Annotated in this window: 26 protein-coding genes, 2 pseudogenes and 1 riboswitch; of the genes and pseudogenes, 14 read left to right on the forward strand and 14 right to left on the reverse strand. The window is 71.1% G+C overall.

The annotated features are described in order from the left end of the window. Positions 1–4: 4 nt before the first annotated feature. The 5 genes from grpE to ABZ920_RS02535 form a co-directional block, all read right to left on the reverse strand. Positions 5–589: a nucleotide exchange factor GrpE gene (grpE, locus tag ABZ920_RS02515; RefSeq protein WP_361497969.1), complete on the reverse strand. Its 585-nt coding sequence runs from the start codon at positions 587–589 to the stop codon at positions 5–7. Positions 590–599: 10 nt separating this feature from the next. Next, positions 600–2504, reverse strand: a complete 1905-nt coding sequence (dnaK, locus tag ABZ920_RS02520; protein ID WP_361497972.1) for a molecular chaperone DnaK — start codon at positions 2502–2504, stop codon at positions 600–602. Positions 2505–2582: 78 nt separating this feature from the next. Next, entirely contained in the window at positions 2583–3110 is a 528-nt protein-coding gene (locus tag ABZ920_RS02525) for a general stress protein (protein WP_361497975.1), read from the reverse strand. 214 nt (positions 3111–3324) lie between these two features. After that, positions 3325–3888 (reverse strand): type 1 glutamine amidotransferase domain-containing protein, encoded by a 564-nt coding sequence (locus ABZ920_RS02530; RefSeq protein WP_361497978.1) that lies wholly within the window; start codon positions 3886–3888, stop codon positions 3325–3327. A gap of 220 nt (positions 3889–4108) precedes the next feature. Further along, complete coding sequence (locus tag ABZ920_RS02535) at positions 4109–4558, reverse strand: DUF1931 family protein (RefSeq protein ID WP_361497981.1); 450 nt, start codon at positions 4556–4558, stop codon at positions 4109–4111. Between the two features lie 538 nt (positions 4559–5096). Here ABZ920_RS02535 and ABZ920_RS02540 point away from each other — a divergent pair. The 5 genes from ABZ920_RS02540 to ABZ920_RS02560 all read left to right on the forward strand — a co-directional run bounded on the left by ABZ920_RS02540 (position 5097) and on the right by ABZ920_RS02560 (position 10811). Next, positions 5097–5474 carry a DUF2267 domain-containing protein gene (locus ABZ920_RS02540; RefSeq protein ID WP_361497983.1) on the forward strand — a complete coding sequence of 126 codons (378 nt, stop codon included), beginning with the start codon at positions 5097–5099 and terminating at the stop codon, positions 5472–5474. An 8-nt stretch (positions 5475–5482) separates the two neighbouring features. Continuing rightward, on the forward strand, positions 5483–7666 hold the full coding sequence (locus ABZ920_RS02545; RefSeq protein WP_361497985.1) for a glycogen debranching N-terminal domain-containing protein: 2184 nt from the start codon (positions 5483–5485) through the stop codon (positions 7664–7666). A 5-nt stretch (positions 7667–7671) separates the two neighbouring features. Further along, on the forward strand, positions 7672–8754 hold the full coding sequence (locus ABZ920_RS02550; RefSeq protein ID WP_361497987.1) for a glycosyltransferase family 4 protein: 1083 nt from the start codon (positions 7672–7674) through the stop codon (positions 8752–8754). Between the two features lie 71 nt (positions 8755–8825). After that, on the forward strand, positions 8826–9416 hold the full coding sequence (locus tag ABZ920_RS02555; protein ID WP_361497989.1) for a thioredoxin domain-containing protein: 591 nt from the start codon (positions 8826–8828) through the stop codon (positions 9414–9416). A gap of 336 nt (positions 9417–9752) precedes the next feature. Next, positions 9753–10811 carry an LLM class oxidoreductase gene (locus ABZ920_RS02560; RefSeq protein WP_361497991.1) on the forward strand — a complete coding sequence of 353 codons (1059 nt, stop codon included), beginning with the start codon at positions 9753–9755 and terminating at the stop codon, positions 10809–10811. 49 nt (positions 10812–10860) lie between these two features. Here ABZ920_RS02560 and ABZ920_RS02565 read toward each other — a convergent pair whose 3' ends face one another. From ABZ920_RS02565 to ABZ920_RS02575, 3 genes are all read right to left on the reverse strand, one after another. Further along, the gene (locus ABZ920_RS02565; protein ID WP_361497993.1) at positions 10861–11472 is read right to left on the reverse strand and encodes an NAD(P)H-dependent oxidoreductase; all 612 of its coding nucleotides are present in this window, start codon (positions 11470–11472) and stop codon (positions 10861–10863) included. A 22-nt stretch (positions 11473–11494) separates the two neighbouring features. After that, the gene (locus ABZ920_RS02570) at positions 11495–12340 is read right to left on the reverse strand and encodes an aldo/keto reductase (protein ID WP_361497995.1); all 846 of its coding nucleotides are present in this window, start codon (positions 12338–12340) and stop codon (positions 11495–11497) included. 100 nt (positions 12341–12440) lie between these two features. After that, positions 12441–13628: an MFS transporter gene (locus ABZ920_RS02575; RefSeq protein WP_361497997.1), complete on the reverse strand. Its 1188-nt coding sequence runs from the start codon at positions 13626–13628 to the stop codon at positions 12441–12443. A 266-nt stretch (positions 13629–13894) separates the two neighbouring features. Here ABZ920_RS02575 and ABZ920_RS02580 point away from each other — a divergent pair, with 266 nt between their 5' ends. Next, positions 13895–14785 (forward strand): LysR family transcriptional regulator, encoded by an 891-nt coding sequence (locus ABZ920_RS02580; protein ID WP_361497999.1) that lies wholly within the window; start codon positions 13895–13897, stop codon positions 14783–14785. 131 nt (positions 14786–14916) lie between these two features. On the opposite strand, the gene ABZ920_RS02585 is transcribed toward ABZ920_RS02580, so the two are convergent. Continuing rightward, positions 14917–15297 (reverse strand): DUF2267 domain-containing protein, encoded by a 381-nt coding sequence (locus tag ABZ920_RS02585; protein WP_361498001.1) that lies wholly within the window; start codon positions 15295–15297, stop codon positions 14917–14919. Between the two features lie 151 nt (positions 15298–15448). Between ABZ920_RS02585 and ABZ920_RS02590 the strand changes: the two are divergent. Next, positions 15449–15595, forward strand: a pseudogene (locus ABZ920_RS02590) (pyridoxal-5'-phosphate-dependent protein subunit beta); the annotation flags it as partial. A 61-nt stretch (positions 15596–15656) separates the two neighbouring features. Here the strand turns inward: ABZ920_RS02590 and ABZ920_RS02595 are convergent. Further along, a pseudogene (locus ABZ920_RS02595) lies at positions 15657–16235 on the reverse strand (IS5 family transposase); the annotation flags it as partial. Positions 16236–16994: 759 nt separating this feature from the next. Here ABZ920_RS02595 and ABZ920_RS02600 point away from each other — a divergent pair. Together ABZ920_RS02600 and ABZ920_RS02605 are read left to right on the forward strand one after the other, a co-directional pair. Further along, positions 16995–17999: a DUF1259 domain-containing protein gene (locus tag ABZ920_RS02600; protein ID WP_361498003.1), complete on the forward strand. Its 1005-nt coding sequence runs from the start codon at positions 16995–16997 to the stop codon at positions 17997–17999. Positions 18000–18182: 183 nt separating this feature from the next. Beyond that, positions 18183–18356 carry a hypothetical protein gene (locus ABZ920_RS02605; RefSeq protein WP_361498005.1) on the forward strand — a complete coding sequence of 58 codons (174 nt, stop codon included), beginning with the start codon at positions 18183–18185 and terminating at the stop codon, positions 18354–18356. A gap of 119 nt (positions 18357–18475) precedes the next feature. Here ABZ920_RS02605 and ABZ920_RS02610 read toward each other — a convergent pair whose 3' ends face one another. Then, entirely contained in the window at positions 18476–19060 is a 585-nt protein-coding gene (locus tag ABZ920_RS02610) for a histidine phosphatase family protein (RefSeq protein ID WP_361498007.1), read from the reverse strand. Positions 19061–19144: 84 nt separating this feature from the next. Further along, positions 19145–19298, forward strand: a riboswitch (cobalamin riboswitch). A 36-nt stretch (positions 19299–19334) separates the two neighbouring features. Here ABZ920_RS02610 and ABZ920_RS02615 point away from each other — a divergent pair. Together ABZ920_RS02615 and ABZ920_RS02620 are read left to right on the forward strand one after the other, a co-directional pair. Then, positions 19335–19556, forward strand: coding sequence for a CbtB domain-containing protein (locus tag ABZ920_RS02615; RefSeq protein ID WP_361498009.1), 222 nt, complete (start codon positions 19335–19337; stop codon positions 19554–19556). Between the two features lie 24 nt (positions 19557–19580). Beyond that, complete coding sequence (locus ABZ920_RS02620; protein WP_361498010.1) at positions 19581–20351, forward strand: CbtA family protein; 771 nt, start codon at positions 19581–19583, stop codon at positions 20349–20351. Positions 20352–20537: 186 nt separating this feature from the next. Here the strand turns inward: ABZ920_RS02620 and ABZ920_RS02625 are convergent, their stop codons facing one another. Genes ABZ920_RS02625 through ABZ920_RS02635 form a run of 3 tightly spaced genes read right to left on the reverse strand, consistent with a single transcriptional unit; the run spans position 20538 to position 21887 of the window. Next, on the reverse strand, positions 20538–20906 hold the full coding sequence (locus ABZ920_RS02625; protein WP_361498012.1) for a hypothetical protein: 369 nt from the start codon (positions 20904–20906) through the stop codon (positions 20538–20540). 37 nt (positions 20907–20943) lie between these two features. Further along, positions 20944–21378: a chromate resistance protein ChrB domain-containing protein gene (locus ABZ920_RS02630; RefSeq protein WP_361498014.1), complete on the reverse strand. Its 435-nt coding sequence runs from the start codon at positions 21376–21378 to the stop codon at positions 20944–20946. Continuing rightward, positions 21375–21887 (reverse strand): Chromate resistance protein ChrB, encoded by a 513-nt coding sequence (locus ABZ920_RS02635; RefSeq protein ID WP_361498016.1) that lies wholly within the window; start codon positions 21885–21887, stop codon positions 21375–21377. The genes ABZ920_RS02630 and ABZ920_RS02635 overlap by 4 nt, the downstream gene beginning before the upstream one ends. A 301-nt stretch (positions 21888–22188) precedes the next feature. Here ABZ920_RS02635 and chrA point away from each other — a divergent pair, with 301 nt between their 5' ends. From chrA to ABZ920_RS02650, 3 genes are all read left to right on the forward strand, one after another. Further along, positions 22189–23607, forward strand: coding sequence for a chromate efflux transporter (gene chrA, locus ABZ920_RS02640; RefSeq protein WP_361498018.1), 1419 nt, complete (start codon positions 22189–22191; stop codon positions 23605–23607). Positions 23608–23922: 315 nt separating this feature from the next. After that, positions 23923–24573, forward strand: a complete 651-nt coding sequence (locus ABZ920_RS02645) for a hypothetical protein (RefSeq protein ID WP_361498020.1) — start codon at positions 23923–23925, stop codon at positions 24571–24573. 61 nt (positions 24574–24634) lie between these two features. Continuing rightward, positions 24635–25351 carry a DUF1775 domain-containing protein gene (locus tag ABZ920_RS02650; RefSeq protein WP_361498022.1) on the forward strand — a complete coding sequence of 239 codons (717 nt, stop codon included), beginning with the start codon at positions 24635–24637 and terminating at the stop codon, positions 25349–25351. Positions 25352–25355: the final 4 nt, after the last annotated feature.

Raw genomic sequence — 25355 nt, forward strand, 5'->3', positions numbered from 1 at the left:
CCGCTCACTCCCGCTTGGCGACGGTCACGGCGGCCGGCCTCAGCTGCCGCTCGGCCTCGCCGTAGCCGGGACGCAGCACCTGCGCCACGGTGTTCGGTTCGGCGTCGGGGTCCTGGACCACGCCGACGACCTCGTGCCGGGAGGGGTCGAACGTGACGCCGGTCTCTGCGTGACGCTCGTAGCCGAGGCGTTCAAGAGTGGACACGGCCTGGTCGCGCACGGCGCGAACCCCCTCGACGATCGCCCCTGGGTCGGAGCCCGCGTGATTCAGGGCCAGTTCGAGGTTGTCGATGACGGGAAGGAAGGCGGCGGCCGTGCGGGCGCGTTCGGCCGCGCGCTCCCGGTCGAGTTCCCTGGCGTGTCGTTTGCGCAGGTTGTCGAGGTCGGCGAGGGCACGCCGCCAGCGGTCCTCCACCTCTTTCAGCGCGGCCGCGTACTCGTCGTCGGCCCCGGCGGGACCGGTGGCGGCGTCGGGCCCCGGTTCGGCCTGCGTGGTCGGCGGCGCGGGCTCGGGCAGGTCGCCCTGCGGCTGATGTGCGGCGCTTCCGGGCGGCGGGTCGGACGATCGGTCCTGGGGAGAGATGGGCATGGCGGATACCTCAGCCCTTGTCGAACTCGGCGTCGACCACGTCTTCGTCGGTGCCGGCCCCGCCCTGTGCGGAGCCCTCCGGCCCGGTGGTGTCCGACGGACCACTCGCCTGCGCGGCTTCGGCCTGGTGGGCGGCGAGCCCGGCGTAGACCTGCTGGAGTTCGGAGATCAGCGGCCTGGTCTTGTCGACTCCGGCCTCGTTCTTGACGGCGTCGCGGGCCTCTGCCACCAGCATCTCGGCACGGGCCTTCTCGTGCGCGGGCGCGGCGTCGCCCAGTTCGCTCAGGCGCTTTTCGACCTGGTAGGCGATCGCGTCCAGTTCGTTGCGGGCGTCGACGGCCTCGCGCAGGGCCTGGTCCTGGCCCTGGTTGCGCTCGGCCTCCTGGACCATGCGCTCGACCTCGCCCCGGTCGAGGTTGGAGCTCTCACTGATGGTGATGCCCTGTTCCTTGCCGGTGTCCTTGTCGCGCGCGCTGACGTTGAGGATGCCGTTGGCGTCGACGTCGAAAGTGACATCGATCTGGGGTTCGCCCCGCGGCGCCTGCCGGATGTCGGTGAGCTGGAACCGGCCGAGCGCCCGGTTGTCGGCGGCCCGCTCGCGCTCGCCCTGGAGGACCACCACATCGACGGCCGGCTGGTTGTCCTCGGCGGTGGAGAAGGTCTCGCTGCGGCGCACCGGGATGGTGGTGTTCCGCTCGACGATCTTCGTCATCACTCCGCCGCGCGTCTCCACTCCCAGGGACAGCGGGGTGACGTCGAGCAGCAGGACATCCTTGACCTCGCCCTTGAGCACCCCGGCCTGGATCGCGGCGCCCAGCGCCACGACCTCATCGGGGTTGACGCTCATGTTGGGTTCCTTGCCGCCGGTCAGCCGTCGCACCAGCGCCTGGACGGCGGGGATGCGGGTGGAGCCGCCTACGAGGATGACCTCGTCGATGTCGTTCTCGCCGACCTTGGCGTCGGCCATGGCCTGCTGGACCGGTCCCAGGCAGCGCTCCACCAGGTCGGCGGTGATCTGCTCGAACGTGGACCGCATGATCGTGTCGGTGAGGTGCTTGGGCCCGGAGGCGTCGGCGGTGATGAACGGCAGGTTGACCTGGGTCTGGGTGACGGAGCTGAGCTCGGTCTTGGCCTTCTCCGCCGCCTCGAACAGGCGTTGCAGCGCCTGCGGGTCCTTGCGCAGGTCGATGCCGTTCTCCTTCTGGAAGTCGTCCGCGAGGTAGTCCACCAGACGCCGGTCGAAGTCGTCGCCGCCCAGATGGCTGTCACCCGCCGTGGAGCGCACCTCGACCACGCCGTCGCCGACGTCGAGGATGCTCACGTCGAAGGTGCCGCCGCCGAGGTCGAAGACCAGGACGGTCTCGTGCTCCTTCTTGTCCATGCCGTACGCGAGGGCGGCCGCCGTCGGTTCGTTGATGATCCGCAGCACTTCCAGTCCCGCGATCCGTCCGGCGTCACGGGTGGCGGTGCGCTGGGCGTCGTTGAAGTAGGCGGGCACCGTGATGACCGCCTCCGTGACCCGCTCCCCCAGCTGCTTGGAGGCGTCGTCTGCGAGTTTGCGCAGCACCAGGGCGCTGATCTCCTCAGGCGCGTAGAGCTTGTCACGCACCTTGAAGCGCGCCTCGCCGTTTTCTCCCGGGACGACGTCGTAGGCGACGGCCTTGGCCTCGTCGGAGACCTCGTCGAAGTGCCGGCCGATGAACCGCTTGGCCGAGTAGATGGTGCCCTTGGGATTGAGGATCGCCTGGCGGCGGGCCAACTGCCCCACCAGGCGCTCGCCGGTGTCGGTGAAGGCCACCACGGACGGTGTGGTCCGGCTGCCCTCGCTGTTGGGCACGACGGTCGGCTCGCCGCCCTCCCACACGGCGATCACCGAGTTGGTGGTGCCCAGGTCGATGCCCACTGCCTTGGCCATGAGGAACTCCTTCCGCGGTCGACGTCCGTCGGCGACCGTTCATCCTCCGGGCCCTGTCCGCCCGGTTCCGAAATGCGTTCAGCTGGGGGCGGGGTCGCTGCGCGGGCCGTCGCCCCTGGAGGAGGCGCTCTCCGCGTTCGCGTCGGACTTGCTCTCCAGCCCGGCGACCAGCCGGACGGCCTCATCGGCGACGTCCTCGTCCGCCACGACGTCGTACCGGCTCGGCTCCATCGAGCGGACCGAGGCGAAGTCCCGGCGGCCGCCCTGGGCCGCGTACAACAGCACGCCGAGCAGCGCACCGACGACCGCTCCGAAGATCAGCCCGTACAGGGCGAGGAGCAGACCGGAGACGACGGGGTCCAGCCAGTTCAGCAGCCCGAAGATCCAGCCGATGAGCACGCCGGGCAGCGCTCCGGCGGATGCGCCGTGGAGAGCAGCCGTGCCATACCCCATTCGACCGATCACCTGTTCGACCAGGCGCACGTCCCGACCGATGATCGCCACCTTCTGGACGGGAAAGCCCTGGTCGGCGAGGTGATCGACGGCACGTTCGGCTTCCTGGTACGTCGCGTACGAGGCAACGGTCCTGCGGGCCTGCTCGGTCATGGCGACTCCTTTCGCCGGCGGACCGCCGAGCGGTCCCTGCAGGCCCCAGAGTGGCTCTTCACCCGGTCACCCGCCTGCGCCCGGCGGGTCGAAAAGTGGCACCGGCGCTCGGTCTGCGGGGGCAGGGAGCCGCCCCTCCACGGCGGGGCGGGCCCAGCGGGCCCGCCCCTCCGTCCACCGCCTGCCCTGGCCGCGGCGACCAGAGGCCCCCGGTTCAGCCGGGCGTGGGGTGGTGCGCCCGGGCGAACTGCTCCACGACGGCGGCGCAGAAGGCGGGCAGGTCGGCCGGGCTGCGGCTGGTGACCAGCTGCCCGTCGACGACCACCTCCTGGTCGACGACCTCCGCGCCGGCGTTGCGCAGGTCGGTGCGGATGCTGGGCCAGGACGTCAGACGGCGGCCGCGCACGGCGTCGGCTTCCGCCAGGGTCCACGGGCCGTGGCAGATCGATGCGACCGGTTTCCCGCTCGCCATGAAGTCCTTGACGAACTGCACCGCGTCGCGGTTCATGCGCAGCTGGTCGGGGTTCATGGTGCCGCCGGGCAGAAGCAGGGCGTGGTAGTCGTCGACGGAGGCGTCGGCGACCAGGCGGTCCACGGGGAAGGTTCCCGCCGGGTTGAGGTCGAACTGGCGGGCCTGGATCTCGCCGTGGTGGAGCGAGAGGATCTCGGTCTTCGCCCCCGCACCCCACAACGCACCGCGCGGCTGGTCGAGTTCCACGCGTTCGACGCCGTCGGTGGCCAGAATTCCCACCCGCATCCCCCGGAGTTCCTGTGTCACGGTACGGATCCCTTCACGAGTCGCTGGTTGTACGAGGCGAGCGGCAGGGACACCCGGCAGGGCCCGTCCGGATCCCTTTTCCGGACCGGGGACTGCGAGGCCCGGCCGCGCCTGCCCCGAGCGCGTCGGTGCGCACGGTCGGCCGGACCTGCCGTCCCGGTGGAGGACGGCCTCGGTCCAGCCGTCATCGCGATCGGCGGCACGCGCCGGGGCGGGACTGCTACAGCAGCCGGTCGAACGCCGCGGTCACGCTCTCCCAGTGGCCGGTCTGCGGGTTCTTGTCGTCCGGATACATGATCTTGAACATCTCGGCGAGGGCGACGCTGAGACCGCCGATGATCTCGGGGTAGCGCTCTTCGGTCTCCGGGGTGGGCGTCCTGTCGAGGGGAGGGTGCGCGGCGAGCTGTTCCAGGATCGGCTTGAGCTCGACCTCCTCGTCGAGCCGCCGGAACCGGTGGATGCTCTCCTGGAGGCCCTTGGTGATCGGCAGGTCCCACGGTTCGAGGGTGTCCCGGCCGTTGGCCTTGGCCGACGCCTGGCCGACGACCAGGAGGTCGTAGAGCTTGGCGTCGATGAAGTCGCCGTACCGCTTCAGGTCGTTCTTGTCCACATCGAGACCTGCGGCGGCGCGGAAGAACCTCTCGAACTTCGACACACCCATCACGGCCATGCCTCTCGCCTCCTCACGAGGAACCGGACGGCGTCGTTCGCTCCCGCCAGCGCCGCGATCGGCTGTTACCCGGTCGAGATTCGCAGAGCCCCCTGCTGAACGCCTCCGCACCCGAGGCCGAAAACGAACGCTTCCTCCTGCCCTGGCAGAGCAGCAGGAAATGCCCTGGCGTCCCCCGGCCGGCCGTACGGCCGTGGCGAGGTCCTGCCCGTCTCCTGACTGCGGGTGAGAGCCGCGTCGGCCGTGCCCCCACGGTCCACGCGCCGGCGTCCCCGAGGACCGCGGCCCTGCCGTGGTGGAGGCCGTCTGCCCTTGTGCTCGGAGGCGCATCGAGCCCACCGCTTTTCCTCCCGCAGGGAGCAGGCAGAGTGCGGCCCACATCCGGAACATAGACATGTCCGATGTCACGCGGCCTCTGCCGGGGCCCACGGACCTGCTACGTATCAGCCCGCCACCCCCATACGCACGCTGCACCCCTGGGTGGCTGTCCCAGGTCCCACCCCCAGACGGCTGCAAGGCTTCAGAAGGAGGACGGCTCATGGACTACAACACCTTTCTCGACACCGTCACCCGGCGCGCCTCCGTCCCCCAGGAAAAGGCGGAGCCCCTGATCCGCGCCACCCTGGAAACACTGGCCGAGCGGCTCACCAGGGGTGAGGCGGACGACCTCGCGTCCGAACTGCCCAAGCCGCTGAAGGAACCGCTGGTCTCTCCCACTCCGGAGGCCGAACGCTTCGGACTCGACGAGTTCATCGATCGGGTGAGCAGGCGAGCAGGGGTGAGCCCGGACGAGGCCCGCGAGGGTGTACGGGCCGTGCTGAGCACCCTGAGGGACGCGGTCAGCAGTGGCGAGTTCCGCCACGTGATGTCCCAGCTGCCCCGGGACTTCGAGGCTCTCGTCAGCGTCCCGGGCTAGGAGGAGCCATGACCGACGAGGCCGGCGCCATCATCGAGGAAGCGGAACCGGCCGTGCTCGCGGCGGCCACCGTCACACTGGTCGAGGGGCCGACGTTCTGCGTCTCGGGTACCTCGGGCGACATGGAGGCCGAGGAGCCGCAGGGGCTGTTCTTCCGCGACATGCGGGTCATCTCCGACTGGCAGATCCGGGTGGACGGCCGCTGGCCGCACCACCTCACCGTGCTTTCCCAGGACCCCTACAGCACCACGTTCGTCTCCCGCGTCCCGCCACACGGCTCCCAGAGCGAACTCCTGCTCGAACGCCGGCGCTACATCGGCGAGGGGATGCGCGAGGACCTCCGGTTGCGCAACCTCAGCACGCGTCCGATGACAGTGCCGGTCTCGCTGCGTGCGGGCGCCGACTTCGCCGACGTGTTCGCGGTCAAGGAGAGCCGCGTACGCGTGGTGGGCGAGGTCAGGGCCACGCCCGCCGGCGATGCTCTGGAACTGGCGTTGCACTCGGGTGATTCCCTGCGCGGCGTGCGGGTGGAGAGCAGCGATGCCACCGCGCGGCCGGACGGGCTGGATTTCGTGGCCGAGGTGCCGGCGCGCGGCGAATGGCACACCACCGTCCTGGTCCGCCCCAGCGTCGAGGGGGAGGAGGCCGGCGGCGTCTTCCACCTGGGGATGGAACCGGGCGAGTCCGCGCCGGCACGCCGCCTGCGCGCCTGGCGCGAGAGCGCACCGCGCATCGCCGACATCGAGGACCCCGAGCTGCACAAGACGCTGCGGCGCAGCTCTGAGGACCTGGGCGCGCTGCGCATCTTCGACCCGCGGCACCCCGAGGACACGGCGGTCGCGGCAGGTGCCCCCTGGTTCATGGCCCTGTTCGGCCGCGACTCGCTGCTGTCCTCGTACATGGCACTGCCGCTGGACCAGACCCTGGCCCTGGGCACCCTGCAGACTCTGGCCCGCAACCAGGGCCGCAAGGTCGACCCGGACACCGAGGAACAGCCCGGGCGCATCCTGCACGAAACCCGGTTCGGCCTGGACTTCCCCCTGGCCCGCGGCGGCGGCAGCGTCTACTACGGCACCGCCGACGCCACCCCGTTGTTCGTGATCGTCCTGGGGGAGCTCAGCCGGTGGGGCCTCGCCCCCGACGCCGTCGAGGCGCTGCTGCCGCATGCCGACCGGGCGCTGCAGTGGGTCGAGGAGTACGGCGACCGGGACGGCGACGGCTTCGTGGAGTACCAGCGGATGACCGCCAACGGCCTGCTCAACCAGGGGTGGAAGGACTCCTACGACGGCATCAACTTCGCCGACGGCACCCTGGCCGAAGCGCCGATCGCCCTGTGCGAGGTGCAGAGCTACGTCTACGCGGCCTATGTCGTGCGCTCGCATTTCGCCCACGAGGCCGGCGACCTGAAGGCGGTCGAGCACTGGACGCGGCGGGCGACCGCGCTGAAGGAGGCCTTCAACGAGCAGTTCTGGCTGCCTGAACGCGGCTGGTACGCGGTCGGCCTGGACCGGGACAAACGCCCGATCGACGCGCTGGCCTCCAACATGGGTCACTGCCTCTGGACCGGGATCGCCGACCGCGACAAGGCCGAGCAGGTGGCGGAGCGGCTGCTGTCACCGGAGATGTTCACCGGCTGGGGCGTGCGCACCCTGGCGTCCACGATGGGTGCGTACAACCCCATGAGTTACCACAACGGCTCGGTCTGGCCGCACGACAACGCCATCGTGACCACAGGCCTGATGCGGTACGGCTTCGTGGAACAGGCCCAGCGGGTGGCGACCGGCATCCTCGACGCCGCGGAGGCCTTCGGCGGCCGGCTGCCCGAGCTGTTCTGCGGCTTCGACCGCAGCGAATACGACACGCCGCTGCCGTATCCCACCTCGTGCTCCCCCCAGGCCTGGGCCGCTGCCACCCCGATCCAACTGGTACGCGCGCTGCTGCGGATCGACCCCTGGATGTCGCACGGTCAGGTGTGGGTCGCCCCCGCCTGGCCGGCCCGGTATGGAAGTCTGCGCATCCACAACATCCCGCTGGCCGACCGACGTATCGACCTCGAGGTGGACGGTGACTCGACCCGCGTGACAGGGCTGGCCGACGACACCGAGATCGTGCGCCAGCCCCGTCGGCCCCTGTGCGCGGCACGGAACCAGGCACACGACCAACCCTGTGACCCGGTGCCGTCAGGAGAGTGAACGACATGCCCGGCATCCGTCCGCTGGACATCGCGATGATCTCGACGCCCTGGTTCGAACTCCCGCCGGCCGGCTACGGGGGGATCGAGTCGATGTGCGCGGAACTGGTCGACGGGCTCGTCGAACTGGGCCACCGGGTCACCGTCATCGGCGTGGGGCACAACGGAACCCGGGGCCGCTTCGTCGCCACCTACGAAACCCCCCAGGGCGACCGCCTGGGAAGCGCCGGGCCGGAAGTGGTGCATGCCGCACGAGCGGCCAGAACGCTGGCCGCTCTGCGTCCCGACATCATCCACGACCACAGCACCGCGGGCCCCCTCCAGGCACGCCTGCGCCGCGCCCCCACCGTGGTGACCGCGCACGGACCCGTCACCGGAGTGACCGGCGACTACTACCGCGCCCTGGGCGACACGGTGCATCTGGTGGCCCTCTCCCGGGCCCAGCAGGCACAGGCCCCGGACATCCGATGGTCCGGCCAGGTACACAACGCGGTACGCACCGCCGACTACCCGTACCGCCAGCACAAGGGCCGCTACGCCCTTTTCCTCGGCCGGCTCGCCGCGGAGAAGGGAGTCCACCTGGCCATGGACGCAGCCCGCCAGGCGGACATGCCGATCGTCGTCGCCGGCGCCTGCAACGACCCGGCGGAGCGCCCCTACGTCGACGCGGAGATCGTGCCCCGGCTGGGCGAGGACACCCGATGGATCGGCGAAGCAGATCACGCCACCAAACTCGACCTGCTCGCCCACGCCCGGTGTCTTGTCTTCCCCATCTGCTGGGAGGAGCCCTTCGGCATGGTCATGGTGGAGGCCATGGCCTGCGGCACACCAGTGGTCGCCCTGCGCCGCGGCTCAGTACCGGAAATCGTCGATGACGGCGTCACCGGCTTCATCTGCGACCGGCCCGGACAACTGCCCGCCGCGCTCCGTTGCGTCGACCGTCTCTCTCCGCGGGCCTGCCGGGAACGAGTACGCCAACGATTCGACACCCTGAACATGGCCTGCGCGTACCAGGCGCTCTATCACCTGGTGGCCGGCCACCGGACCGAACCGGCGACGGCCGCCTCAGGGCGCCGACTACACCACTGATCACATCGGAACGACTCGTCCGGCGCCGGACATCCCGGCGCCCGGATCGACTTCACGACAGAGGACCCGGCATGAGTACTCAGACGCCCCGCATCAGCTCGCCCTCCCGTGTTCCGGCCCATGCCTCGCCGACCGGGGACGGCATCGTCGTCGGAACCGGCCCGGTACAGGTCGACGCCTTCATCGACTTCCTGTGCCCGTTCTGCAAGCAGTTCGAAGGGAAGAGCGGGCCGCTCCTCGACGAGCTGGTGACCGAGGAGGCGATCAGTCTCGTCTACCACCCGATGGGTTTCCTCGACGACCTGTCCACCACCCGGTACTCCTCCCGCTCCTCGGCGGCCTCGGGCTGCGCGTCCGACGGCGGCCATTTCATGGAGTACCTGTACGCGCTGTTCGCCAACCAGCCCCCCGAGGGCGGGCCGGGTCTGTCCGACGACGAACTGGTCGAGCTCGGCCGCGCGGTGGGACTGGCGGACAGCTCGTTCGCCGAGTGCGTCCGGCAGGGCGTCTACCTGGACTGGAGTGCCTACGTGACGGCGGTGGCCGTCGAGCGGGGCGTGGGTGGGACGCCGACCGTGGCGGTCGAGGGGGTCGCGGTGCCGGCCAACCCCCAGACCATCCTTGCCGCGGTCCGTGCCGCCCGCGCCGGTGTCGGCGGATGAGGCGCCCGGGCAGCCGCGGACCGGCTCCACCAGCTCGTGGAACTCGCTCGACGGCCGCGCCATGACGGGCCGGAACTCCCCGCCGGTGACGGGCCTGCGCACGGCCGGGAACACCGCGCGCGTCCCCCGGCGGGCTTCTGATCGCTCACTGCGGCACGATCGCGCACGCGCCGCACGACATCGCCGAGGCGGGTTCGGGAGTGCCGGGCCGGCACGGATCTGCCCTCGGCGGCAAGGGAACCCGCCGCCTGGGCGGGCGTCACGGGCCCTGGAACGACGCGCATGGCGCAGCGCACGGATGCGGACCCGGACACGGCCGATTCGCCGGAGGATCGCATGACAGAACCGACAGTTCCCTCAGCCGACGCACCCGTGGACGTCGAAGGCGTGGCGCAGCGGCCGTTCTCCGAGCACGCGGCCATGGCCAGGGCGTATCCCGGCGGCAGGATGACCGTGGGCGCCATCACGCCCCTGGAGGGCTTCGACGGGCCCGTCCCGTCCCTGGCCGGGCACATCGAACGGATCCAGCAGGCCGAACGGGCCGGCTTCGCCTCGGTGTGGGTCCGTGACGTGCCGCTGCTGGACCCGAGCTTCGGGGACGCCGGGCAGGTCTTCGACCCGTGGGTGTACCTGGGGCTGCTCACCGCCCGCACCACCTCGATCACCCTGGGGACCGCCAGCATCGTCATGCCGCTGCGGCATCCACTGCACACGGCCAAGGCGGCCGCCTCGGTGGACCAGCTGTCAGGCGGACGGCTCCTGCTCGGGGTGGCCACGGGTGACCGGCCCGTGGAGTTCCCGGCCCTCGGACAGGACCTGGGCAGCCGGGCCGAGCGGTTCCGGCAGTCGCTGGAGTACTTCCGTGTCGTCCTCGAGCACCGTTTCCCGCGCGTGGAGTCGCCGCTCGGCCGGATGCACGGCACCGATCTGCTGCCCAAGCCGGTGTACCAGCGGATCCCCGTACTGATGACGGGACGCGGCAGGCAGGACGTCCGGTGGATCGCCGACAACATGGACGGCTGGCTTTACTACACCCCGCCGCTCCAGCAGCAGGCCGAGAACATCCAGCGGTGGCGGGAGCTGACGGAGGGCGACGGCGGTGGTTTCAAGCCGTACGCCCAGGCCACCTACCTCGACCTGACCGAGGACCCGCTGGCCCTGCCCCGGCGCATCCACCAGGGCTTCTCGGTGGGACGGGTGTCGTTCCTGGCGATGATGCGGGCCTGGCAGGACATCGGCATCGACCAGCTCATGATCAACTTCAAGCACAGCCGCCGTCCGGTCGCCGAAGTGATCGACGAACTGGCCGAGCACGTGCTGCCGCACTTCCCGCCCGGGCGCTCCGGGGCGCGCGGTGTGCGCCCCGAAGCGCCCGTGGAGCGGACCGGGCCCTGAGGAGGAGGGACGGACAGCCCCCGGGGCCCCTTGCGTGGCAGAGCCGGGCTCAGTCCGGGACGGCCCCGGACAGCCGCTCCAGCGCGTAGTCGCACGTGCCCTCCGCCCGGAACTGCAGGGCCGCCCTGGTCACCTCCGCGCCGAGGCCGCGCAACTGGTCCGCGACCGCCTGGTCGGTGAGCCGTCCGTCGCCGTCGAAGAGCCGGGAGGACCGCGGGACCGCGAACACCAGCGGCACGGCCCAGCCGCGCAGCGACCGCACGATGAACTCCATCGCGTTGATCGCCTGCAGGCCCTGCACTCCCCCGGCGGTCGTCAGCATCCCCACGGGCTTGTTGCTCAGGTAGGGCGGGTCGTGGTCGGCCAGGAGGGCGAGCCAGTCCACCGCGTTCTTGAACGCGCCGCTGACCGACCCGTGGTACGTCGGACTGCTCCACAGCAGGGCGTCGGCGGCCTGAACGGTGTCCGCAAGCCGGCGAGCGGACGGAGGGATCCCGTGCCCGGACGTGTAGAACGGGAGATTCAGCCGCTTGAGGTCGAGCACCACGGTGTCGGCGCCCGCATCGGCCGCCCCCTCGACCGCCACGCGCAGTGCGGTGAGGCTGGTCGACGGAGTGCGCAGCGAACCCCCCATTCCGACGACGAGCGGGGAGTGCGCCATCCCGACAACTCCTTCAGGTCCTTCAGAGCATCTCCAGGGGCGTGGGCCCGCTGGGCGGCGGGAACGCCTCGTCGAGGGCGGCGAGCGCCTCGGCGGGAAGGTGGAGGTCCACCGCGCCGCGGTTCTCCCGCACATGGTCGGGTGATCCGGAACGCGGGATCGCGGCCACCCCCTGTGCCAGCACCCAGGCAAGTGCCACCTGGGTCGGCGTGGCTCCGAGGGCCCGGGCCACGGCACCCAGTGCCCCGACCTTCAGGAGCCGTCCCTGCTCGATCGGAGAGTAGGCCATGACCGTCACCCCGGCCTCGCGGCACCACGGGAGCAGATCCCACTCGATGCCGCGCCGGGAGAGGTTGTACAGCACCTGGTCGACGGCCACGGCGTCGCCGCCGGGGAGGGCGGTCAGCTCGGCCATGTCGGCGGCGTCCAGATTGCTCACGCCCCAGTAACGGATCTTGTCCGCCTCCATCAGGTCGGTGAATCCCGCGAGTGTCTCCTCGAGTGGCCACCGTCCCCGCCAGTGCAGCAGGTAGAGGTCCAGCCGTTCCGCACGAAGCCGCCGCAGGCTGCCCTCGCAGGCGGCGACGGTGCCCCTCCGGTCGGCGTGGCCGGGCAGCACCTTGCTGACGAGGAAGACTTCCTCCCGGTGTCCCCGGAGGGCCTCCCCGACGAGTTCCTCGGCTGCGCCGTCGCCGTACATCTCCGCCGTGTCGACGACGGTCATGCCGAGGTCCACGCCCAGCCGCAGCGCGGCGATCTCCTGCTCGCGCCGGGCCGGGTCCTCGCCCAGGTACCAGGTGCCCTGCCCGAGGGCCGCGATCTCCTCACCGGAGGGGAGCGCGATCGTTCCGGCCGATTCCGCAGACATCTTGGGCCTCCCGTCCGCCGCGGATCCGTGTCACGTGCACGCGCACCGAGTGCCCAGGACCGCGCCTCCCAGACAACCGGTGTCGCGTGCGCCGCAGGGGTCAGGAGGAGCCGGCGGACCGCGCCGGGAACTGGGCGGAACCGGGTGCGCGGTCGCGCAACGCGAAAGCGACCGACACGACGGCGCCGCAGGAGAGGACCGCGGCGAAGCCGATCATCGCGGTCTGCACGGCGAAATGCCGCAGGGCGATGCTGAACAGGACGGACGGCAGGCCCATTCCGACGTAGGCGACGACGAAGAACACGGCGAGGACCCCCGCGCGTGAGGCGGGCCCGGCCACTGACACGGCCCGTTCGACGCCTCCCTTGAACAGCAGCCCGGAGCCCGCCCCCGACAGGGACACGGCGACCAGGTAGAGCCCGAGCGCCGGACGGTAGAGGGCCACGGCGCACAGGACCAGGCCGACCGGGAAGACCACTGCCCCCACGGTCAGGACCCGGGGCAGCGGCAGACGCCCCAGCACCAGCTGCGCGGCCGCCGCGGAACCGAACATGAGGAAGGCCGCCACGCCGACCACGAGGTGCGAATCGGTGTGCAGGGTGCCGTGGAGCACGCTCGCCCCGAGGGAGGAGATCAGGCCGAGGATCGCGAAGGCGAAGGCGCCCAGCGCGCCGGCCGCGCCGAACGTCCGCCGGCCGCCGGGGCACAGGACGAACCGGGTGGGCGGTTCGGCCGCGGGCAGCTCCCGGTCCACGGTCTCCGGGGTGCACAGCACCAGCGCCAGGCACACTGCCATGGCGAGCGTGAAGATCGCCTGGGTGGTGATCAGGGGCGTGGGCAGCCACTCGGCGACGGCTCCGGCGACCAGGGGCCCCGAGGCCAGGCCGCCGAGATTGGCGGCGGTGGCCACGATGCCGGGCAGCACCGAACCCGTCCGTTCCGGACGGGCCTCGTGGTGGAGGTCGTGCAGGTACGTCGTCGCGGTCGAGGCCATCAGCCCCAGTCCGACACCGTTCAGGATCCTGCCCGCGATCAGCCCCGGCAGGTCCCGCCACAGGATCAGCACGACCGACGCGACGATGCCGACGAGCAGCGCCGGGACGATGATGCGCCGCCGGCCGAGCCGGTCCGACAGGTGGCCCAGGCCGAGGAAGGCGGCCGCCGCGCCCACCACCATCGAGGCGTAGGCCACCGTGACCGTAATCGCGCCGAAGTGGTCCCGGGCCTCGTACAGCGGCCACAGCGGGGTCGGCGCGGTGCCGAAGGCCATCAGCACGGTGAAGGCCACCGCCACGAACCAGAAGCCGGTCGTGTGCGAGGCACGGCGCCGGGTGGGGGCAGGGGGCGGCAGGTCGGCGCGAGCGGGTGCGGGGGTCCGGTGGGTCGGATCGCCGGGAGCGTCGGCTGCGGGACGGCTCAGCGGCGTCGGTAGGGCGGGCAGGAGTACCCCTCCTCGGGCGGAAGTGGATGGCCTCCTCCATCCTCCTCACCAGCCAGGATCAGTGCCAACGAATGTTTTTGCTGGGATCGAGCAATGCGAGTGATACTTCACGGGTGGAGCTACGTCAGCTGGAGCACTTCATCGCGGTCGCCGAGGAGCTGAGTTTCACGCGTGCCGCCCGTCGGCTGCACGTGGTGCAGTCGGGGGTGTCCGCTGCGATCCGCTCCCTGGAGCGCGAGCTCGGCTGCGCGCTGTTCGAGCGCACCTCGCAGCAGGTCCGGCTCACCGGGGCGGGCGCGGCGCTGCTGCCGGAGGCCCGGGCCACCCTGCACGCCGCCCAGGCCGCCCAGGACGCCGTGCGCGCCGCACAGGACACGCTGCGCGGCACGGTGAACGTGGGCGCCATGGCCTCGGTCGAGGTGGTGGACCTGCCCGCGCTCCTCGGGCAGCTGCACGCACGGCATCCGGCGATCGACGTACGGCTGCGGCTGGCGACGACCGGCTCGGCCGGACTGGCGCACGCGCTGCTCAGCGGGGACCTGGACGTGGCCTTCCTGTCGCTGCCCCAGCACAAGCCTGCCGGGATCGACGCACGGGAGCTGGCCACCGTGCCGCTCGTCCTGGTGGTGAGCGCCGGCCACCCGCTCGCGCAGCGGGGGAAGGTGGCACTCGGGGACCTCACGGCGGAACCCTTCGTGGACTTCCCGCCGGGCTACGGCAACCGCGAGGTGGTCGACCGGGCGTTCGCGGCGGCGGGCGTCGTACGCCGGGTGGCGCTGGAAGTGCCCGACATCGACATGGGGGCGGCACTGGTCCGGCACGGGCTGGGCATCGCCTTCCTGCCCGCCTTCGCCGTCGCCCGCACCCCCGGACTGCACGTCCTGGACGTCCACGGCACCGTGCTGCGCTGGAGCATGCATCTCGGCACGTCGTCGACCCGGCGGCCCAGCTCGGCCCTCGGGGCGCTGCTCGACCTGGTCGACCTCCACGTCATCGCCCTGTGACGCCCCGGGCCCGCTGCCCGGGGCGTCACCCGTCGGTGGTGTCCGGCCCCCTGCGCCCGCCCCGCTCCGGCCGCGACATCCGCAGCGGCGGCCGCTGCCGCCGTGGCACGGTCGGCGGAGCCGGAGAACGGTCACCCGGCGGATCCGAGGGCCTGGGAGAAGTCCGTCCCGAGCTGCGACATCAGGTCGTTGAACTCCTTCTCGCTGATCGCCTCCCGGAGCACGGCCAGTACGGCCCGCACACCCCGGTCGGCTTCCTCCTCCTTGAGCATGGTGCGTTCGGCCACGCGCCGCACGCTGTCGGAGTGGCCGAAGCGCTCGATGCGGTCCGTGGCCCCCCGGCGCACCGCCTCCGCGAGGCCCTCGGGGAGTTCGGTGATCAGGTCCCTGGCCTCCCCCGGGCTCAGCCTGTGGGCCAGCGTCTCGAGCGTGGCCCAGGTCAGGTCCGCCGCCTCCTGGCGGCTCAGTCCGGTGCGCTCGGCGACGGTTCGGACGAATTCCTGCTCATCCATGCGTCGTCCTCCTTCGCTGCTGTGTTGCGACGAACGGCGCGACCCCCTGCCAGCCTCCCACGCCGCCCCGGCCCGCGCCCGCGCACGGACGGCGGTGCCACGGCCACCCGCAGCCTGCCGCCTCCGTACCCCGTGGTGCGCAGGGCCCGGCGGGCTGGTGCTGGCCGGCGTGGCGTTCGGGCATCCGGTGTCGGTGGTCACCGCCCCGGGGATGGAACCCTAGGTCGCCGGACTGCTGCGGGCCTACGGTGCCGAGGTCCACATCGTGAGGGAGCCGCACCCGGCACGGGGCTGGCAGTAGGCCAGGCGCGAGCGGGTGGCCCCGCGGGCGCGAGGACGACTAGGCAGTTTCGTTTGGATCATCGGGCGGACGAGAGGAAGATGCCCGCGATGTCGAGTCCGGCCAGGTAGATGGTGGCGGTCTTCTCGTAGCGGGTGGCGATGCCTCGCCACTGCTTCAGGCGGTTGACGCACCGCTCGACGGTGTTGCGCTGCTTGAAGGTCTCGCGGTCGAAGGCTGGTGGCCTGCCGCCTCGGCTGCCCCGACGGAGCCGGTGGCTGCGCTGGTCTGCGGGGACGGGGATCACGGCCCGGATGCTGCGTTTGCGCAGGTGCTCGCGGATCGCGCGGGAGGAGTACGCCTTGTCGGCCAGGACCAAGTCCGGCCTGGTGCGAGGTCGGCCTCGCCGACGGGGAACGCGGAGGCGGGCCATGACCTCGGTGAAGGCAGGCGCATCACCGGCCTGGCCTGCGGTGAGAACGAACGCGAGGGGCCGGCAGCGGGCATCGGCGGCGAGGTGGAGATTTGTGGTCAGTCCGCCGCGGGAGCGGCCGATGGCGTGGTCGCCGGGTTCGCCGGCCGGGGCCCTTTTTTGCGGGCTCCGGCCGCGTGCTGGTGGGCCCGCACGCACGATCGTGGAGTCGACCGAGACGGCCCAGTTGAAACCGGTCGACGTACCGCTCGTCGGAGGGATCGCCGCCGGCGCCCCGCCAATGGAACACCTTGTCGAATCTCTGACGTCCGGGAGACGGCCTTGGTAGTGCTCCTGCCGCCGCGAGCGTCGGCCCTGCGGGAGACCCCCGCATGCTCCGGCTGGGCGCCGCGCGTGCATCCCGGGGCGCAGGGACCGCCGTCGAAGGTCATTTGTGCACGTCAAAAGCGTTTTCGTCGCGTCGCTAAATTTCGTTCGGCATTTCGCGTGGGATGAAGACTGGTTTCTACATAAGAGAGGGCACCGAAAAAATAAGGAGTCTGAGGATGAAGCACGTGTGCCCTCATTACGGGGAGCCGCTGGATGAGGCGGACGATGACTGGCTGTTCGGTGACGCTCCGGTACCGCAGGCCGCTCCATGGGCCGCCTCCGAGTCGGCTGGCGGCTGGCCGGTGCAGTACGAGGGCGATGACGACACGGCCGCGGTGTCCGCGGATGAGTGGTACGAAGACGACGATCCGGATCCCGGCGTCCTGGCCGATGGACGCCCCGCGAAGATCCCGTCCGAGACGCGAGACCGGCTGTGGGTCTACGGCTACTTCACTCTCAAGCGGATGATCAGGGACGGCGAGATCTTTCGAGAAGTGCGCAGCCAAGGACCGCGCCGTGCGCACCGGTTGGAGGCGCTCTTCATGCCAGCTTGGTCGGCGGCGGTTTGTCTGGCCACACAGGCGCCATCGACGACAAACTCGACGAGGAGTGGCCATGTCACCCCGTTCACACCTGAAGCCGGCCGCAGGAGCAGCGGCCGCGTGCCTTCTGATAGTCGGCTCCGGCCTGCTGGCGGGCTGCGGCACCGCGACGGCAGACGGCCCTGCGGGGGGCGGTACGCAGACGGACGCGGCGCCGACCGCCATCCACGGCCAGGCGCAGCAGCCCGTGCAGACCACGACAGCTGGCTGGAAGCCGCTCGCCGACGCTCTCGGTCGCACCGGCACCCTGATGAAGGGCACCGTCTACCGTGTTTCGCTGCCCCGCAAGGACCTCAAGGTCACGACCCGGGGTGTCGCCGTCCAGCCGGGCCTCGCGCTCGGTGGCTACGCGGCCTTCGCCAAGTACCGCGACGGGACCATGCTCATGGGCGACCTGGTCGTCACCGAGGACGAGCTGCCCCGGGTCACCGGCGCGCTGCAGGCCGCCGGGATCGAGCAGACCGCGCTGCACAAGCACCTGCTGCAGCAGTCCCCGGCGATCTGGTGGACACACGTCCATGCCATGGGCGACCCGGTCACTTTGGCCAAGGGCCTGAAGTCCGCGCTGGCCGCCACTGCCATCCCGCCCTCCTCGCCGTCTCCGGCCACCCAGCCGCCCATCGGCCTGGACACCGCCGGGGTCGACAAGGCGCTCGGCCGCAAGGGCACCGCGGACGGCGGCATCTACAAGTTCTCCATCCCTCGCAGGGACACCATCACCGACGGCATGCACGTGCTGCCGCCCGCGCTCGGCATCACCACCGCCGCCAACTTCCAGCCGCTGGGGGGCGACAGGGCGGCCATCAACGGCGACTTTGTGATGACCGCCTCCGAGGTGCAGAAGGTCATCCGCGCGCTGCGCAAGGGAGGCATCGACATCGTCGAACTGCACAACCACACCCTGAACGACCAGCCGCGCCTTTTCTACATGCACTTCTGGGCCACCTGCGACGGCGTCACCCTGGCCAAGGCACTCCGGCCGGCCCTGGACGCGACCGCGCTGGCCCCCATGCCGTGATCGGGGGCCAGATCGTCTACGGCGCCGTGCTGTCGGCCGTCGTCGCAGCCGTCCTCGTCGCCCTTCCCCCGTGGCCGCAGCCGTGCCGTCGTCGCGACCGGTGCGCTGGCCGCGGCGGTCGGCCCCCTGTACTGGAACGCGATCCTGCGCGCGGCCCATGGAGACCAGTTCTTCGACGCACCCGTGATCGTCTTTCCCGTCAGCTGGCAGGACACCGGCTCCGGCGCCTTCACCCTCGCCGTTGCCTCCCTCGGCTACGGGCTCGGTCCGCTTGTCGCACAGCCGACCCGCACCAGCATCCGCTATGCGCCCTTGGCCGCCGTCGCGGCCCTGCTCGTCGACGTCTACCTGTACTGAAGCACCGCGACGCTGTGGTGCGCGAGGGCGGCGTGCGGGTCGGCTCCGTGCTGCAGGTGGTCGGTGTGATCGAGGCTTCGAGGCTGTGAGCGGCGGCTTTATATGGCCGCAGGACCTTTTCAGGGCGATGCGGTCGGCCGCCTGAGAGGCTGCCCGAGCCGAATGTTCCAGCGCCCCACACGCCCGCTGAGCTCTGTTGTGGACAGGGGCGGAACGTCGATCCGCCAGAATGCCGACTCTGGGGCGCCGAGCACTCGCACCCCCACAGCCCGCACCACGTCCGGCTCCACCACTGCCACACCACGCCCCGCCGGCTCCGCGGCCGACTCCAGCCACGCAGCGATCCGGTCGCAGAAGTGCCGTACCGACTCTCCGCCATGCGGTGCCGAGTCCGGATCCGCCAGCCACTCGCCCACTGCCGCCGGCTCCTGCGTGCTCACCTCGGCCAGGGTCGCGCCACGCCAGCGACCTACATCCAGCCCGGCCAGCTCGGGTACGACAGTCGCGTCCAGATCGAGGGCCTTCGCCGTTTCACGACAGCGCACCGCTGGAGCGACCCAGGCACGGTCCACCGGGGGAAGGGCCTCAGCCGATGCCCGTGCGAGCTTCAGGCCGGAGGCGTCCAGCGGGCACCCGTCGTCGAAGCGGGCCTCCCGCAGCGCCGCGCTGATGGCTGGTGAGATCAACGTCACTCGGCTCGTCATACGTCCGCCCTGGCCTCCAACATCGCTGCTGTCTCGTGGACTTCACAGCCCCGTGCCTCAATGTCGTGCTTCCACGCGCCCTTGGCCGGCTGCTCCCCGCGCGGTACCTTCTCGTCGATATCGACGACGGATTCGCGGAAGCCGGTGGGATTCCGGCACGGTCGCGCCACTGTAAGCCCGGTTCGCACCCCTGGTGCGGGCCGCGCAAGTCAGACCCGCCCCGTCGTCCTGTGCACCACCGAGACGGGACGCGAGTTCCCCAGGAGGGCCTGCCATGGCGCAGTCTGTCGCTCAGCCGACCACCACACCCACCGCCGTACCCGCCAAACTGCCGATCGGCGCCATCGCGCCCTGGGCGGTCTTCTTCGGCATCCTGACGCTGGTCCTGCTCTACTTCGTCGGGGTCGAGCAGAGCGCCACCTCCGTGATGAGCGGAGAGGACGTCCACGAATGGGTGCACGACGCCCGCCACCTGCTCGGTTTCCCCTGCCACTGACGGCAGCAGGGAACGCACGAGCCCATGAACTCGGCAACCGTCCGCACACTTCTCGTGCGCGGCATGCTCGCGGGCCTCGCCGCGGGCATGCTCGCGCTCCTCGTCTCCTACTTCCTGGGCGAGCCGAGCGTCGACGCGGCCATCGCCCATGAGGAAGCACACGCCCACGAACACGAACACGGCGTGGAAGTCGTCAGCCGCACCATGCAGTCCACCGCCGGCCTGTCGACCGGTGTCCTCGTCTACGGTGTCGCCTTCGGCGGCATCGCCGCCCTCGCCTACTGCTTCGCGCTGGGCCGTATCGGGCGCTTCGGGCCGCGTGCGAGCGCACTGCTCCTCGCGGCCTTCGGCCTGATCGCCCTGTACGTCGTACCGTTCCTGAAGTACCCGGCCAACCCGCCCGCGGTCGGTGACCCCGACACGATCGGCCAGCGCACCACTTCGTACTTGCTGATGATGGTGCTCGGGGTGCTGCTCACTGTCGGCGCGGTGATCCTGGGCAAGCGCCTGGCGCCACGGCTGGGCAACTGGAACGCAACGGTCGCCGCGGGCGCGTTCTTCGTCCTGGCCGTCGGGCTCGCGTACGCGTTCCTGCCGTCCTTCAGCAAGGTCCCGGAGCACTTCCCGGCCGCCGTGCTGTGGGAGTTCCGGCTGGCCGCGCTGGCCGTCCAGGTGACTTTGTGGACTGCCTTCGGGCTGGTCTTCGGAGCTCTCGCCGAACGGGTACTGGCTCCCTCGAGGGCCGGTGCCGGTGAACAGAGCAGTGGCACACGCAAGGCCCCCGTGCCGCAGTGAGCACGTCCTACCGGCACATCAACTTCCTGGGCCGCTACCTGTTCAACATCAAGGCCAGCGGACCCGGCCAGGGCCTGCGTCCCTTCCTGGACCCGGACGCCATCGAGGACGAGGAACACGAAGACTGGCGGCCGGCGCACCCGAGGTTGGGCCGGTGGCTTGTCCGTGCGCGGCAGGTTGCTGGGGTCAGTACAGGTAGACGTCGACGACGAGGGCGGCCAGGCCCGCGAGCAGCGCACAGGTGGCGGTGCGGTGGGCGGGTTCGTTGCAGAGCGGGCCGAGGCCCAGGGCCATGGCGCCGGTGGCGAGGGCGAAGACGCCGGAGCCGGTGTCCTGCCAACTGACGGGGAAGACGGCCAGGGGTGCGTCGGTGAAGAACTCCTCCCCGTGGGCGGCGCGCAGGATGGCGTTCCAGGCGATGGGCCCGGCTGCTGCGGCAAGTGCGCCGGCTGTGATGACGGCGAGGCGCCGGGGGCGGGCGGCGAAGGCGAGGAGTACGGCGGTCAGGAGTGCGGACAGGGCGGCACCGTAGAGGATCTGACTCCAGGAGATCACGGCGGTGGGGTCCTTTCCGGGGGGCCGGGCGGGTGGGTCAGGCGGGTTCGCGGCCCAGGAGGGTGGCCCGCTGGTAGTACTCGTACAGGCCGTCGAAGACGGGGCGGGTGACGGTGATGGTGTGCTCGTCGTCGCCGATCATGGACAGGCCACGCAGGACGACGTCGAGTCCGGGGGCTTCGGGGGCGTCGAAGCGTTCGTCGTCGAGGTCGGCTTCGTGGACGATCTCGGCGATGCGCTGCAGGGCGGCGTCGCCAGTGAGTTCGTAGCGGCGCAGGATGGTCTCGAAGCTGCAGTCGCCGTGGTGGTGGCCGAGATCGACTCCGCGCATATCGAAGGGCGTGGCGTCGGCCGGGACCTGGGCCGGGTCGGTGACGAAGACGAAGACGGCGTCGGGGTCGATGAAGCGGCGGATCAGCCAGGCGCAGGCGGCGCGGTCAATGTGGATGCCGGCGCGGGTGGCCCACTTCATGCGCTCTCCTCGGTCGGGTCGTTGGCGGGGTGCAGGGCGGCCACGGCGGCCTCGGCGGCACGCCGGACGGGTGGGGGGAAGTAGTCGCGGCGGTGGATACGCCGCAGTTCGGCGCGGAGTTTGCGCACTATTCGCTGCCGTTCCTCGGCGCCGAGGGCGCGGGTTTGTTCGGCTTGGGCCAGGACCTGCTGGTATTCGGCGGTGCGGGCGTCGGCCATGGTGCGGGCGAGACGGCGCTCCTCCTCGGTGCTGGCGGGGTGGGCGATCCACACGGTGGCGGTGCCGCCGAAGTCGGTGATCTCCTCGGCGGTCCACTCCAGGTGTTCGCGGGTGCGGGCGTCGGCCGGGAGAGCGATCAGGCCGTCACTGATCTGGGCGACGCCGAGCCGCTTGAGCTTGCGCCAGATGGTGATGCGCGGTGTGGAGGGCTCGCGCGGAAGCCGGTAGGACAGCAGCACCCACCGCCCCGGCCCGCCGGCGGAGGGCTCCGGGCGGTCCTGGCCGGTCATCCCTGCACATTCCGCATGCCGGGGGCGGCCTCCGGTGCTCCGGTGCTTCCGCCTCCGGTGCCTGACCCGCAGGGGCCGACCAGCAGCGCTGCCCCGGCCGCAGCCAGCAGCCGCAACGAAGTGTTCACGTTCATCGCTTCCGGGCTCCCTTCCTGAGCCTCCATGATGATGTAACCACGGTTACATCATCGGGCGGACGGGTGCCGGGCGTTCGCCGACACACCAACACCCGGCACCGCCCGATCCGCCCTCCCCGGACGACGAACCCGCCTGTAACCCTCACGGACGGAGAACACCGCCAGTGACCGCCCCCGACCACACCCCGCCGTCCCCGCCCCGGGCAGCCCCGGCCCCCGCGGAGGACGCGGCCGGTGATCTCATACCGTTCCGGCAGGCGGTCAGGGCATGGTTCACGATCTCGCTGCAGACCTTCGGCGGCCCGGCCGGGCAGATCGCGGTCATGCAGCGCACCCTGGTCGAGGACAAACGCTGGATCGGGCAGCAACGCTTCAACCACGCCCTGTCCTACTGCATGCTGCTGCCCGGCCCCGAAGCCCAGCAGCTGGCCATCTACATCGGCTGGCTGCTCAACGGCACCCGCGGCGGACTGGCGGCCGGCACCCTGTTCGTCCTGCCCGGCGTACTGGCGCTGCTGGCCCTGTCCGCCCTGTACGTCGGCTTCGGGACGACCGCCGCGATCACCGGCCTGTTCGCCGGCCTCGCCCCGGCCGTGGTGGCCATCGTCGCCCAGGCGGTATGGCGGGTCGGCCGCCGCTCCCTGACCCACCCGGCCCTGATCGGCCTCGCGGTCGCCTCCTTCGCCGCACTCGCCTTGTTCGCGGTCCCGTTCCCCGCCGTCATCGCCGCCGCGGCCGCCATCGGATGGCTCCTGGCACGCTACGCCCCGCACACCCTCAAACCTTCAGCCGCTCACACAGCCGGCAACGGGCCCGCCCCGCTGATCCCGGACGACGCGCTGCACCACGAGCCTCCCAGCCGCCGCCGCGCGGTCCGCATCCTGCTGACCGGCCTGGTCCTGTGGACCATCCCGGTCGCGGCTGTCGCCGCACTCACCGGGCCGGGCAGCACGTTCACCGCACAAGGGCTGTTCTTCTCCGGCACCGCGCTGGTCACCTTCGGCGGCGCGTACGCCGTCCTCGCCTACGTCGCCCAGCAGGCCGTCCAGCACTACGGCTGGCTGTCCGCCGGCGAGATGGTCCGCGGACTCGCCCTCGCGGAGACCACGCCTGGCCCGCTGATCATGGTGGTCCAGTTCGTGGCGTTCCTCGGCGCCTACCGCGACCCCGGCGCCCTCAACCCATGGACCGCCGCCCTGCTCGGCGCGCTGCTCACGACCTGGGTCACCTTCGTGCCCTGCTTCTTGTTCATCTTCCTCGGCGCCCCCTACATCGAGCGCCTGCGCGGCAACCGCTCGGTCTCCGCCGCCCTGACCGGCATCACCGCCGCCGTCGTCGGAGTCATCGCCAACCTGGCCCTGTACTTCGCCGAGCACACCCTCTTCACCAGCATCAACACCTACACCGCGGGGCCGCTGCAGCTGCCCCTGCCCGACCCGGCCACCATCCGCCCCGCCGCCCTGGGTATCGCCCTCGCCGCCGCGTTGCTGATCTTCAAGCTGCGCTGGAGCGTTCTGCGCACCCTCGGCGTCTGCGCCGCCCTCGGCCTCGGCGCCGTCCTCGTCGGCCTGCCCGGCACCTGAGCCTGGCTGACAGCGCTGCTCCGTAGCCGATCTGGCTCCAGGCGATCATTGCGTCTCCCTCCGCCGAGGCGGGCGAGTTCACCCTTCGGCCCTCACGTTAGGACGGCGGGAGCGGGTGCTCATCCGGTCCGGCGGCGATCACCCTGCCCGCCATAGGCCGAGGGTCAGGTGAGCGGCGTGTCCTCGCCGTACGTACACGCCGTCGTACGCATGTGATCGCTCCTGTAGTTGGGCCGGCCGCCGGCAGCCAAGACGCACCGCTTCTGACGATCCCGCCTCCGGCGCGCCCGCGCCATGCATGATGATGGGCAGACCATGGCCGAACCCGGTACGACGCCGCACCAGGCGCCACTGCCCCTTCTGCGGGCAGCCGTGTTCGCCGTCGTCGGGACCGTGCTCGGGGTGTGCGCGCACCATTTGGTCGCCGCGGGTCCGGTGCCGTGGCGGCAGAGTGCAATGGCGATGGGAGCGTTCTACGCGCTGGGCCTCGTCGGGGCTCGTCAGCCTCGTTCACTGGCAGCAGTGGCGGTGACGTGCTGTCTCGCCCAGGCGGGGCTGCACGTCTGGCTGATGGCCGAGCATGCCGCCGGTGCACCCCCGATGACCATGGCCGTGCCTGCACACATGCGTCACGCGGCCGGCACCCACGAGGCCTTGCACGAGCGACTGCACGCCTCGTGGACGATGACGGCGGTACACGCCCTCGCCGCCGTCCTTGTCGCCGTGCTGCTGCACCGCGCGGACACCGTGTGCTGGTCACTGACTCGCGGTCTGACGGCGGCGGTCGACGCGGTCCGCGTGCGGATCGGCATGGCACGCACTCTGTTGGACAGGTGTCCTGTTCCCCCCGTGGCCGGTGTGTGTTCGCCGGCCCTGGTCCGGCAGGTACGGGCACCGTCTCGTGGGGCGGTGCTCGCGGATGTGGTCGTACGCAGGGGCCCTCCCGGGCTGGGTCCACTCGCGTAGTTGACCCATCGAGGCGGCGTCCCGCACGTCCGTCCGCGATCCCCCATTCCTGGAGACACCCGTGTTGCATGCCCTGAAGGCACACAGCCCTGCCCGGCGCCTGACCCTGGTCACCGTGGCCACCGCGGCCACCCTCCTGCTCACCACCGTTCCGGCCGCCGCCCACGTGGAGGTCGAGTCCGACAAGGCGCAGGCGCTCGCCGAGGACGTCGAAATCCACTTCGAGGCCGAGTCGGAGTCCGACACCGCCGGGATCACGCAGATCCGAGTCGTCCTGCCCGAGGGAATCGCCCCGGCCGCCGTGAGGTATGGCGAGGGCCCCAAGGGCTGGAAGTTCACTGCTGCCGCCGACGGCTATACCGTCAAGGGTCCGGCTGTGAAGATCGGTGAGAACGCCGAGTACTCGATCGTCGTCCAGCAGCTGCCTGACGCGAAGGAGCTGGCCTTCAAGACACTGCAGACCTATGGCGACGGACGCGTCGACCGCTGGATCGAGCTGGACAACAGCGGCGAGAACCCGGCCCCGGTTCTTGAACTGAAGGCGGCGGCCGCGAGCTCGAAGCCGACCGGCCCCTCTGCCGGCGCGAGTGCATCTGCCTCGCCGACGCCCGCCGCCGAGGAGACTCCGGCCTCGCCCTCTTCGCAGGCGGCCGAGACGGAGAAGGATGACGACAGCGGTCTTTCGGCGAGTGCCTGGACGGGCATCGTCGCGGCGATCCTCGTCGTGGCTGCGGCCGTGGTCGTCGTCGTACGCCGCCGGAACGGCGCCCAGCAGTAGTCGC

It is taken from the genome of Streptomyces sp. NPDC046831, assembly GCF_040645305.1.
GTDB lineage: Bacteria > Actinomycetota > Actinomycetes > Streptomycetales > Streptomycetaceae > Streptomyces.

Coding starts and splice junctions, on each gene's coding strand:
- ABZ920_RS02560 (WP_361497991.1), top strand. CDS start 9,753: ATGACAGAACCGACAGTTCCCTCAGCCGACGCACCCGTGGACGTCGAA.
- ABZ920_RS02555 (WP_361497989.1), top strand. CDS start 8,826: ATGAGTACTCAGACGCCCCGCATCAGCTCGCCCTCCCGTGTTCCGGCC.
- ABZ920_RS02620 (WP_361498010.1), top strand. CDS start 19,581: ATGAACTCGGCAACCGTCCGCACACTTCTCGTGCGCGGCATGCTCGCG.
- ABZ920_RS02610 (WP_361498007.1), bottom strand. CDS start 19,060: ATGACGAGCCGAGTGACGTTGATCTCACCAGCCATCAGCGCGGCGCTG.
- ABZ920_RS02635 (WP_361498016.1), bottom strand. CDS start 21,887: ATGACCGGCCAGGACCGCCCGGAGCCCTCCGCCGGCGGGCCGGGGCGG.
- ABZ920_RS02545 (WP_361497985.1), top strand. CDS start 5,483: ATGACCGACGAGGCCGGCGCCATCATCGAGGAAGCGGAACCGGCCGTG.
- ABZ920_RS02570 (WP_361497995.1), bottom strand. CDS start 12,340: ATGTCTGCGGAATCGGCCGGAACGATCGCGCTCCCCTCCGGTGAGGAG.
- ABZ920_RS02615 (WP_361498009.1), top strand. CDS start 19,335: ATGGCGCAGTCTGTCGCTCAGCCGACCACCACACCCACCGCCGTACCC.
- ABZ920_RS02535 (WP_361497981.1), bottom strand. CDS start 4,558: ATGGCCGTGATGGGTGTGTCGAAGTTCGAGAGGTTCTTCCGCGCCGCC.
- ABZ920_RS02565 (WP_361497993.1), bottom strand. CDS start 11,472: ATGGCGCACTCCCCGCTCGTCGTCGGAATGGGGGGTTCGCTGCGCACT.
- ABZ920_RS02645 (WP_361498020.1), top strand. CDS start 23,923: ATGGCCGAACCCGGTACGACGCCGCACCAGGCGCCACTGCCCCTTCTG.
- ABZ920_RS02550 (WP_361497987.1), top strand. CDS start 7,672: ATGCCCGGCATCCGTCCGCTGGACATCGCGATGATCTCGACGCCCTGG.
- ABZ920_RS02630 (WP_361498014.1), bottom strand. CDS start 21,378: ATGAAGTGGGCCACCCGCGCCGGCATCCACATTGACCGCGCCGCCTGC.
- dnaK (WP_361497972.1), bottom strand. CDS start 2,504: ATGGCCAAGGCAGTGGGCATCGACCTGGGCACCACCAACTCGGTGATC.
- ABZ920_RS02540 (WP_361497983.1), top strand. CDS start 5,097: ATGGACTACAACACCTTTCTCGACACCGTCACCCGGCGCGCCTCCGTC.
- ABZ920_RS02600 (WP_361498003.1), top strand. CDS start 16,995: ATGTCACCCCGTTCACACCTGAAGCCGGCCGCAGGAGCAGCGGCCGCG.
- grpE (WP_361497969.1), bottom strand. CDS start 589: ATGCCCATCTCTCCCCAGGACCGATCGTCCGACCCGCCGCCCGGAAGC.
- ABZ920_RS02585 (WP_361498001.1), bottom strand. CDS start 15,297: ATGGATGAGCAGGAATTCGTCCGAACCGTCGCCGAGCGCACCGGACTG.
- ABZ920_RS02525 (WP_361497975.1), bottom strand. CDS start 3,110: ATGACCGAGCAGGCCCGCAGGACCGTTGCCTCGTACGCGACGTACCAG.